The 10,877-nt window shown below is 70.8% G+C and carries 7 protein-coding genes; 2 read left to right on the top strand and 5 right to left on the bottom strand.

Annotation, left to right across the window (positions count from 1 at the left end; all coding sequences use genetic code 11):
* Positions 1–69: 69 nt before the first annotated feature.
* The 5 genes from V5F63_RS22305 to V5F63_RS22325 form a co-directional block, all read right to left on the bottom strand.
* Entirely contained in the window at positions 70–1,665 is a 1,596-nt protein-coding gene (locus V5F63_RS22305) for a PEP/pyruvate-binding domain-containing protein (RefSeq protein WP_394101055.1), read from the bottom strand.
* Entirely contained in the window at positions 1,662–3,620 is a 1,959-nt protein-coding gene (locus V5F63_RS22310) for a hypothetical protein (RefSeq protein WP_394101054.1), read from the bottom strand. Before V5F63_RS22310 ends, V5F63_RS22305 begins: the two co-directional genes overlap by 4 nt.
* 151 nt (positions 3,621–3,771) lie before the next feature.
* On the bottom strand, positions 3,772–6,594 hold the full coding sequence (locus tag V5F63_RS22315; protein ID WP_394101053.1) for a cation-translocating P-type ATPase: 2,823 nt from the start codon (positions 6,592–6,594) through the stop codon (positions 3,772–3,774).
* 66 nt (positions 6,595–6,660) lie between these two features.
* Positions 6,661–7,290, bottom strand: coding sequence for a glutathione S-transferase family protein (locus V5F63_RS22320; protein WP_209489992.1), 630 nt, complete (start codon positions 7,288–7,290; stop codon positions 6,661–6,663).
* Positions 7,291–7,510: 220 nt separating this feature from the next.
* Positions 7,511–8,284: a ferredoxin--NADP reductase gene (locus V5F63_RS22325; protein WP_394101052.1), complete on the bottom strand. Its 774-nt coding sequence runs from the start codon at positions 8,282–8,284 to the stop codon at positions 7,511–7,513.
* A gap of 189 nt (positions 8,285–8,473) precedes the next feature.
* Here V5F63_RS22325 and V5F63_RS22330 point away from each other — a divergent pair, with 189 nt between their 5' ends.
* The gene (locus V5F63_RS22330) at positions 8,474–10,078 is read left to right on the top strand and encodes an acyl CoA:acetate/3-ketoacid CoA transferase (RefSeq protein WP_394101051.1); all 1,605 of its coding nucleotides are present in this window, start codon (positions 8,474–8,476) and stop codon (positions 10,076–10,078) included.
* A 53-nt stretch (positions 10,079–10,131) separates the two neighbouring features.
* The gene (locus V5F63_RS22335) at positions 10,132–10,815 is read left to right on the top strand and encodes a TetR/AcrR family transcriptional regulator (protein WP_209485833.1); all 684 of its coding nucleotides are present in this window, start codon (positions 10,132–10,134) and stop codon (positions 10,813–10,815) included.
* Positions 10,816–10,877: the final 62 nt, after the last annotated feature.

Here is a 10,877-nt window from a genome sequence, read left to right on the forward strand (position 1 = left end):
CGCGATCCATTCAACCTAATGAGAGTTTGAGCTGCAACCCATGAGGCATGCTGATGGATCGGCCGCCCGTCACGCCGGAGTCGGCGCGGCCACCCGCCAGCCCGCCACCGCCGCAAGCTCCGCCTGCGGCTCTTCAGACACCACCGCGCGCCGGCCCAGGAAGACGCTGCCCGCCTCGCCGTCGAGGGACAGCCAATCCCCCTCCCCGAGCGTCTCGGCCCCGAGCCTGGCGCGACGCGACGCGCCATCGATGACGAGGGCAGAACAGCCCACCACGCAGGCCCGGCCCAGTTGGCGCGCCACCACGGCGGCATGGGCGGTCCGCCCGCCGACGCTGGTGAGGATGCCGGCGGCCAGCGCCAAAGCGGCGATGTCGTCGGTCGCCACATCCGGCCGCAGCAGGATCACCGGATCGCCCGCCGCGGTGAGACGGCGCGCACCCTCCTCGTCGAACGCCACCCGGCCGCTGACCGTGCCGGGCGAGGCGGCGACGCCGTGCGCCACCGGCTCCGCATCGCCGGAAAAGCTCGTTGCGGCGACGGCGGAAAGATCCACGCCTTCGAGCAGCGCCAGCCCCTCGGCCGGGGTGATGGCGCCTTCCGCCACCATGTCCACCGCGATCTTGAGGGCGGCGCGCGGCGTGCGCTTGGCGGCGCGGGTCTGGAGGAAATAGAGGCGGCCCTCCTCGAAGGTGAATTCCACGTCCTGCACGTCGCGATAATGCCGCTCCAGCGCCGCGACGCCCTCGGCCAGTGCCGAGGCGACATCGGGCAACACCGCGCCGAGCCGGTCGAGCCCCACCGGCTGGCGGCGGCCGGAGACCACATCCTCGCCCTGCGCATCGAACAGCAGGTCGGCATAGAGGCCGGGCGCCCCGCTTGCCGGATTGCGGGAGAAGGCGACGCCCGAGCCCGAGCGCACGCCGGCATTGCCGTACACCATGGCCTGCACCGTCACCGCCGTGCCGGCCAAGTGCTCCAGATGGTTCAGCCGGCGATATTCGATCGCTTTCGGCGCCGCCCAGGAGCGGAACACCGCCTCCACCGCCTCGGCGAGCTGGTCACGCGGGTCGGCGGGCACGATCGCGCCGTAGCCGTCGCGGGCGAGGTCGAGATAGCGCGCGGCGAGGCGCTCCAGCGCCTCCGGGTCCAGCCCCTGCTCGCTCAACGCCTGCTCGGCGGCGATGAGATCGCGCTGCACCGCTTCGAACGGCGCGCGCGGCAGGCCGGCCACCACCTCGCACCAGCCCTCGATGAAGCGGCGATGGCAATCGAAGGCGAGGCGCGGGTTGCCGTGGAGGCGCATGAGACCGCGCGCGGTCTCCGCGGTCATGCCCACGTCCAGCACGGTCTCCAGCATGCCCGGCATGGACTTTTCCGCACCGGAGCGCACCGAGACGAGGAGCGGGCGGCGGCGGTCGCCGAAGCGCCGGCCGGTGGCCGATTCGAGAAAGCCGAGCCCCTCCTCCAGCAGGCGCCGCACGGCGCCTTCGCGACGGTCGCCGCAGAGCGCGGTGGAGAGCACGAAGGCGGGCGGCACGTCGAGCCCCAGCGCGTTCATGCGCCAAATCTGGGCGGCCTTGGAGCCGAAGTCATGCGCGGTGAGGGGCGCCTTGCTGCCGCCGGGGCCGATGAAGGCGATGGGGTGCGGGGTGTCGTGTTTCACGGGGCCATCTCCTCCAGCACCGAGGCGCGCAGCGCGAGGGCGGCGCGGGCCAGTTCGTCGGTGGCGCCCTCGATGGCGCGGGCGAGTTCCAGGGTGGCCACCAGCGCCCCGGCATCGATGGGGTCGTTAGCGGCCGGCGCCAGCGTGGCCTCCTGAACCCGGCGATGGGCGGCATCGGCCCGGCGCTCGCCCTCGGTCACGGCGTCGATGGCTTCCAGCGTGTCGGTCACGTCCTCCCGCCGGCCGGCCGAACCCTCGCTGGCGGCGGCCACCGCCCGCACGAGATCGGAGCAACAGACCACCGCGCCGGCGGCGAGATCGCGCAAGGGCGGGCCGGCGAGGCCCGGTTTCAAGCGCGCGGCGCTGGCGAGGAAGGCGGCCTCCTCGAACGCATCCACCGCCTGCTCGGCGGCATCCGCCACGGGCAGGAAGCGGCCGCCCTGTCCGAACGGGCCGCTCGCCCGCTCGCGGGCGCCGATGATCTGCCGGTCGGCCTTCTCCTCCAGCCGCTTGGCGCGGCTGCGGAGCCCATCGCGGGCGGCGTCGGAGAGGTCCGCCGGGCCATCGAGCACGCCGGCCACCTCGCCGGCCAGCATGCGGGCGATGCCGAGCTGGCGCAGCACCACGGCCAGCATCTCCTCCTCCACCGAGCCGAAGCTGCGCGCCAGCTCCGCCCGCACCTCGTCGCGGATCAGCCGGGCCGAGCGGCCGGCGGCCAATCCCTCGCTGGCGAGGCGCAGCACCTCGGCGAGGAAGCGCGCCGCGCCCTCACGCCCCAGCACCCGGTCGAGCCGCGCGCCATAGGGCACCCGCCCCTCGGCGCTGCGGCGGACGGCATCGAACACCAGTTCCGGCCCGCCCATTTCCAGGAAGCCGCGATGGCCGATGGCCCCGCGCGCCGCTGTGCGCAGCAAAGCGATGGCGGTGGGCTTGTCCACGAAGGTCTGGAGCGCCTTGCGCGCCTTGTTCCAGTCGATGAGGAAGACGATGTTGCGGCCCACGGCCGCGAGAAAGCCGTCCAGCGCCTCCGCGTCCTTCGCGGTGAAGCGCCCGGTGACGAGGTGGAAGGCCGCGCCCCCCGCGATGCCCGCCGCCGTGCGCTCGGCCAGCGGCGTCCACTCGGCCCCCGCGTCCGAAAACAGGGAGATGAAGAATTTCGCGCGGGAGCGATGCACGTCCGTATAGGTGACGGTGGCCCCGAGCCCTTCCACCGCGATGATGATGACATGGGCATCGGTGGTGCCGATGTCATTCTGGATCACGAGGCGCGCCCCGCTGCGGCTCGCCGTGGTGTCGAGGCCGGGATGGCCGAAGATCAGCCCCCGCGTCTCGGCGAGCCCGGCCATGAAGGCGGCGATGCGCGGCTTGTCGTCCTCCGCGATGCCCAGCGTCCGCGCGCCGGCCACCGTCTCCGCCGAGAGGGCGGCGGAGAGGCGGTTCAGCGCCTTGTGCAGATCCATGACGAGGAGATGCGCGCTGTCCGCCCCGCCGCGCCGGGCGCTGGTGAGGCGCACCAGGTCGGCCTCGGAGAGGATATCGACGGAAAGAATGTCGTCCGTGCCCGCGCCGAACGCCGTGCGCAAAGCGGCAAGGCGCGCGGCGAAGGCGTCGGCGCCGGCCTCCCCCGCCGCCTCCAGAGGGTCGGCCATGGCGGCGATGTCGTCGAGGATCGCCTGCGTGAGGCGGCCGGCGCCGGCCACCTGATAGCCGCCGCCATCGAGCAGCCGGGCGCTGGCGATGGCCGCATCGAGCCCGTCGCCCGAGAGGCCGGCGGCATGGGCCTCGGCGTCCAGCGGCCGCACGGGAGAGGCGGGCGAACGGGCACGGGCGGCGGCGTCCTGCAAAGCGGTCATGCGCAGCTTGGCGCGGTCATTGGCGGCGAGCGCATGTTCCAGCCGCGCCGGGAGCAGCAACCCGCCCTCGCCGAGCGCTTCGACGATCAGGGTCTTCTCCATGCTTCCGCCTCCATGTCTCTTACACGGTCACCCGCACACACAGCCGCCCACGCGCCGGCCGCGCGGGCGGGCGCCGGGTGTCGAAAGGCTGTGTGGGACTTTCGGCGCCTCCGCTTTACGACCGGCATCTGACAGATCGACGACAGGCCGCTCATGCCGGCCTCCCCCGCCGGATCGCCCGCGCGCCGAGCTTCCACAGCTCGCGCGTCCACACGACCGAGCTTGCCACCGCCGCGCACAGCACCAGGTCGCCCGTTGCGAGCGGAACCGTCGAGAAAGCCCGCTGGAGCGCCGGCAGGTAGAGCACCAGCCCATGGAGGAGCAGCGACGCCGCGACGGCGGCGATGAGCCAGCGGTTGGCGAAGGGCCGCACGAAGGCGCTCGCCGTGTCGGAGCGCGCGTTGAAGACATTGCACAGCTGGAACAGAACGAGGGTGGTGAAGGCCATGGTCTGGCCATAGGCCAGCGTGCCGTCGCCCTCCACGAACCCGCCCGGAAGCGACAGGTCGATCACGAAAAGCGTACCCACCGCCATCACCGCGCCGACGAAGGCGATGCCCGCCCACATGGTGCCGGTGATGACGCCCTCTCCGCGCCGGCGCGGCGGCCGTGACATCACGTCCCGGTCGGCCGGATCGATGCCGAGGGCGAGCGCGGGCGCGCCGTCGGTCACGAGGTTGATCCACAAAATCTGGGTGGCCAGCAGCGGCAGCGCCACGCCCCCGCCTGCCGCTCCGGCCGCGGCCGAAAGGCCGATGCGGTCGGCGAGCAGCAGCCCAAGCACCATGGTCATCACCTCACCGATGTTGGACGAGAGCAGATAGCGCAGGAACTTGCGGATGTTGGCGAAGATCGCCCGGCCTTCCACGACGGCGCGCACGATGGTGGCGAAATTGTCGTCCGCCAGCACCATGTCGGCCGCCTCCTTCGACACGTCCGTGCCGGTGGTGCCCATGGCGATGCCGATATCCGCCGCCTTGAGGGCCGGCGCGTCGTTCACCCCGTCGCCGGTCACGGCGACCGTCTCGCCGGCCCGGCGAAGGGCCGCGACGATCCTCAGCTTGTGCTCGGGATCGACACGGGCATAAACGGACGCCTGCGCGACCACCCGGTCCAGCCCGGCCTCGTCCAATGCGGCAATGCGGGTCCCGGTCACGACCCCAACGTCCACCGGAATGCCGAGTTCGCGGGCGATGACGGCGGCGGTGGCCGGATGGTCGCCGGTCATCATGAGCGTGCGGATGCCGGCGGCATGGGCCTCAGCCACCGCCGCCCGCGCCTCGGGCCGGGGCGGGTCCATCATGCCGATCAGACCGATGAAGACGAGGTCGCGCTCGTGCTCCGCGGTGACGGCGCCATCCGCCAGGTCGGGGGCCGGCAAGGTCCGGTAGGCGACGCCGAGGGTGCGCAGCGCCTCGCCGGCAAGCGCGTCATTGGCGGAAAGGATGGCGGCGCGGCGTGCTTCGCCGAGCGGCACCTCGGCCTCGCCCCGAAGCTCGCCGGTGCAGTGGGCGAGCAGCACGTCCGGCGCCCCCTTGGTGACGAGGACGAGGTGGGAGGGGCGTTCCGCGTCGCTGTGCAGCGTGCTCATGAGCTTGCGCTCGGACGAGAAGGGCACCTCGCCCAGCCGGGCGAAGCGCGCATCGAGCGCCAGGGCGCTGAGGCCCGCCTTGCGCGCGGCGACGATGAGCGCGCCTTCCGTAGGGTCGCCATGCACCACGAAGCCGTCCGCGCCTTGGCGGAGGATGGCGTTGTTGGCCCGCTCGGCGGCGATGAGCGCGCGCTCGACCTCCTGCTCCAGCGCCAGCCGGTCGGCGGGCGCGTCGGGAAATTCCAGCGCGCCGTCGGGGGCATAGCCGGTTCCAGTGAGGGCGACGCTGCCGCTTGCCGTCACCACCCGGCGCACGGTCATCTCGTTGCGGGTCAGGGTGCCGGTCTTGTCGGAGGCGATCACCGTTGCCGAGCCCAGCGTCTCCACGGCGGCGAGGCGGCGCACGATGGCCTTGTTGCGCGCCATGCGCTGCATGCCCAGCGACAGCACCGCCGTCACCACCGCCGGCAGGCCCTCCGGCACCGCGGCGACGGCGAGGGCGACGCCGAGGATCAGGACGTTCAGCACGTGTGGCAGGTCGCGCACGCCCTCCATGAGGAGGATGGTGCCGATGACCGCGACGGCGATGGCGAGGACGACGGCGCCGAGCACCCGGCCGACCCGCTCCAGTTCCCGCTGGAGGGGCGTCTGGTCCTGCGGCGCCTTCTCGATGAGGCCGGCGATGCGCCCCATCAGCGTCTGCATGCCGGTGGCCGTCACCACCGCCCGGCCGTGGCCATAGACCGCATGGGTGCCGCTCCACACCATGTTGGCGCGGTCCGCCGGCTCGGCCCCGTCCGGCAGCGCCGCCACATCCTTCGCGGTGGGCACGCTCTCGCCGGTGAGGGCCGCCTCCACCGTCTGCAATGCGGTGGCCCGTAGCAGGCGCGCGTCGGCGGGAATGGTGTCGCCTTCCGCCACGAGAATCACATCGCCGGGCACGAGGCCGGCCGCGTCGATGGACAGGGGCGCGCCGTCGCGTACGACCCGGGCCTGGGCCGCCGACAGCTGCCGCAGCGCCGCCGCCGCGCGCTCCGCCCGCGCCTCCTGCACATAGCCCATCACGGCGTTGATGAGCACGATGGAGAAGATCGCCAGCGCCTCATAGGGCACAGGCGTCTCGCGCTCATGCAGCCAGATGGCGGCCGAGATGGCTCCGGCGGCCACGAGCATGAGAACGAGGGCGCTGGCGAACTGGTCGAGGAACTGCCGCCATGCCCCGCGCGGCGCGGCGGTCGCGATCAGGTTCGGACCAAAGGCCGCCTGCCGCCGCTCCGCCTCGGCGGACGACAGGCCGCGCTCGGCATCGCTGCCCAGCGCGGCGAGTACGGCCTCGGCGGCGTGTCGGTAGGGCTCGGACGATGGGACGGTAACGGGCAGCATGATGCCACGATACCGGCGTTGCCGCGACGGGGTGCTGACGCAGAGCAAAATCCCGCGGGATTCCGCTCAGGTCCGGTAGCCCTCCTCGGCCAGCACCTGCCGCACCACCGGGCGGGCGCGCAGGCGCTGGTAATGGGCCTTCACCTTGGGCGGCATGGGGATGCCGGTGCGGTCGGCCCAGAACTCGTTGTAGAACAGAGCCGCGTCCGCGATGGAGAAGCGCTCGCCCACGGCGAAGCCTTCTTCCGGCAGGCGGCGCTCCACGATGTCGAACCCCTGCGTCACGATCTCCCGGCCATGGGATGTCACGTCGTCTTTCAGACGTCCGGTATCCTCCGGCGCGACATAGCGCTCGGCGACGAACACGCGGGTGAAGCCCTCGCCGTGCAGATGGCCGATGGCGAAATTCATCAGCTCCTCGGCCTTGGCCGCCAGCGCCGGATCCTCCGGCAGCAGCTTGCCGCGCGGATAGGTGCGGGCGAGCCAGAGCGCGATGGACCTGAAGTCGCACAAGGGCTCGCCGCCGTCCGGCACCAGCGTCGGGATGGTGCCGCGCGGGTTGATCTTGAGATAGTCCGGACGCAAATGGTCGCCGGCGGGGATGTTGATGATCCACGCCTCGAACGGCAGTTCCAGCGTCTCGAGCAGGATGTGGATGCCCGTGGAGCAGGACCCGGGCGTCATGTAGAATTTCATGGCCATGGGGACGGCCAAGCAAGAAGCGTGACAGGACGGTGCGTCGTTCTCGCCCGTCTGGTTCCGCTCTCTTCCCTCAAGACCGTCATGCCCCGGCTTGGCCGGGGCATCCACGGAACGGCCGGGCCGGCTCTGCGCTGTCAGGCCCCCCGCGTGTGGCGAGGTGGATCCCCCGGACAAGCCGGGGGATGACGGCTATGAGCGTGGAGAGGATGCCCCCCTATTTCTCCACGAACGCCTTCTCGATCACATAATGCCCCGGCTCGGACATGCTGCCCTCGGCGAAGCCCTGCGTGTCGAGCAGGCCGCGGATGTCGGCGATCATCGCGGGGCTGCCGCAGAGCATCACCCGGTCGTGCGCCTTGTCGAGGGGCGGCAGGCCGATGTCGGTGAAGAATCTGCCGGAGGTCATCAGGTCCGTGAGCCGGCCCTGGTTGCGGAAGGGCTCGCGCGTCACGGTGGGGTAATAGATGAGCCGCTCGCGCACCTCCTCGCCGAGGAAGGGATCTTCCGGCAGTTCCGTCGTGAGGTAGTTGGAATAGGCGAGTTCGGCCACCGTGCGGCAGCCGTGGGCCAGCACCACCTTGTCGAAGCGCGCATAGGTATCCGGGTCACGGATGATGCTGAGGAAAGGCGCGAGCCCCGTGCCGGTGCCGAGCAGATAGAGCGTGCGGCCGGGCAGGAGATTGTCGTGGATGAGCGTGCCGGTGGGCTTCTTCCCGACGAGGATGCGGTCGCCCACCTTCAGGTGCTGGAGGCGCGAGGTGAGCGGGCCGTTCGGCACCTTGATGGAGAAGAACTCCAGCTCCTCGTCATAGTTCGGCGAGACGATGGAATAGGCGCGCACCAGCGGACGGCCGTCCACCTCCAGCCCGATCATTGTGAACTGGCCGTTGATGAAGCGCAGCGCCGGGCTGCGGGTGGTGCGGAAGCTGAAGAGCGTGTCGGTCCAGTGATGGACGCTGAGCACGTCCTGCGTCTCGAAATTGCTCATGGGCGATCCGGTGGCTCTGGGCCGCGCGGCCGCCTTGAGGCGCGCACGACGGCGCGCCCGCGCGGCACGGGGCGAATTGACGATGGACGCATCGAGACATATAACTAACTGGTGAGTTAATCAAGATGGAGCCCCGTGCCTCGAGGCCCGGCGGCGCCGCGATGGGCAGGAACGGCAGGGAGAATCGACATGGCGATGCGCGTTCTGAGCGCGGAGGAAGCCGCGCGGCTGGTGCAGAGTGGCGACACCATCCTCATCGGCGGCTCGGGCGGCGGCCATGCGGTGCCGGACACGCTGATCGCCGCCGTGGCCGAGCGCTTCCTGAAGGAGGGCGCCCCGCGCGACCTCACCACCGTGCATCCCGTCGGCCTCGGCGACCGCAAGACCCGCGGCGTCGGCCATCTCGCCCATGACGGCCTCTTGAAGCGCGTCGTCTGCGGCACGCTGGTGGATTCCCCGCCGGTGGAGAAGATGGCGCTGGAGGACCGCGTCGAGGCCTACACCCTGCCGCAGGGCGCGCTCTCGCAGCTCACCCGCGAGATGGCCTCCGGCCGCCCCGGCCTCGTCACCCATGTGGGCCTCAACACCTTCATCGACCCGCGCCTCGGCGGCGGGCGGCAGAGCCCCTCGGCCACGGAAGACCTGGTGGAAGTGGTCCAGCTCGCCGGCCGGGAATGGCTCTTCTACAAGCCCTTCGTGCCCAACATCGCCTTCCTGCGCGGCACCACGGCGGACGAGGACGGCAACATCTCCATGGAGCAGGAGGCCATCTTCGGCGAGATGATCTCCATGGCGCAGGCCACCAAGCGCGCCGGCGGCACCGTCATCGTGCAGGTGAAGCGCCTCGCCCGGCGCGGCACGCTGAACCCGAAGATGGTGAAGATCCCCGGTATTCTGGTGGACGTGGTCGTGGTCGATCCCACCCAGATGCAGACCTATGTCTCGGACTACAACCCCGCCTATGCCGGCGAGCTGAAGATCCCGCTCTCGGCCATCGCGCCTTTGCCGTTCGATCCACGCAAGGTCATCGCCCGGCGCGCGGCGCTGGAGCTTTATGCGGGGGCGGTGTGCAATCTCGGCTCGGGCATCTCCACCGGCATCGCCACCGTGGCGGCGGAGGAAGGGTGCCTCGATGCCATTACGCTGACCAACGAGCAGGGCCTCATCGGCGGCGCGCCGGCGAGCGGCAACGAGGTGGGCGCCAGCCGCAACTTCCACGCCATGATCGACCAGCCCTACCAGTTCGATTTCTACGACGGCGGCGGCCTCGACATCGCCTTCCTCTCCTTCGCGGAGGTGGATGCGGAGGGCTCGGTCAACGTCTCCCGCTTCTCGGACCGCATCATCGGCCCCGGCGGCTTCATCAACATCTCGCAGAACGCCAAGAAGGTGGTCTTCTCCGGCACCTTCACCTCCGGCGGGCTCGACATGGCCTGGCCGGACGGAAAGACGGTCATCCGCAGGGAAGGGCGCGACCGCAAGTTCGTGGATCGCCTCCAGCAGCTCACTTACTCCGGTGCCTATGCCGCCGGGATCGGGCAGGAGGCGCTTTATGTCACCGAGCGCGCGGTATTCCGGCGCGGGGCCGCTGGCCGGCTGGAGCTGATCGAGATCGCCCCCGGCATCGACCTGGAGCATGACGTGCTCGCCCAGATGGATTTCCGTCCTGATATCGCGCCCGATCTGCGACTGATGGATCTGGCATTGTTCCATCCGCAAACGATCGGACTTGAACAGCGGCTCGCCGTGTCGCAACGTTCGCCGCGCGAGCCCGGCGCAAGACTCAGCGCTTGAGCGGGCGCGCGCTCGTCACGTTTCCTGTTTCGTTGCCAGTTCCGGACCCTGCGATGCCCGCATCCCCTCCCGCCCGCAAGGCGGCCCGCTCCACCACCGCCGCCCCGCAGCGCGAGGCGGCGACGCGGGATGCGGACAAGACGCGGCTGAACATCCTTGAGGCCGCCGAGGCGGAATTCGCCGCCAAGGGCCTCGCCGGCGCGCGGGTGGACGTGGTGGCCGAGGAGGCCGGCGCCAACAAGCGCATGATCTATTATTACTTCGGCAGCAAGGAAGACCTCTATCTGGCGGTGCTGGAGCGCGTCTATACCGACATGCGCGTCGCGGAGGCCGAGCTGGCGCTGGAAGCCATGGCGCCGCTGGCGGCCATCACCTGCCTCGCCGAATTCAAGTTCGACTATCCCGCCCAGCACCCCCACCTCATCCCGCTGCTCAACAGCGAGAATTTGCTCGGCGGCGAATATCTGCGCCGCTCGCTTCGCCTGCGCGAGATGCAGATTTCCCTCATCGCCCGGCTGGAAGCCATCCTCGCGCGCGGCGCCGCCGACGGCACGCTGCGGCCCGGCATTGACCCGCTGCACCTCTACCTCACCATCTCGGCCATCAGCTATTTCTACTTCTCCAACAACCCCACCCTCTCCACCGCCTTCGGCCGCGACCTCGCCACCGCCGACGAGCGCGCCGCCCGGCGCCGGCATGTGGTGGATGTGGTGACGCGGTATATCGAGCGGGTGTGAGGGGGGCGCAGCGAGCCCCGGAGCGTTTGAGTAGGAGCGCCTGCGGCGGCGCGGCTCGGCCT

Source organism: Xanthobacter wiegelii (assembly GCF_043193855.2).
GTDB lineage: Bacteria > Pseudomonadota > Alphaproteobacteria > Rhizobiales > Xanthobacteraceae > Xanthobacter > Xanthobacter flavus_A.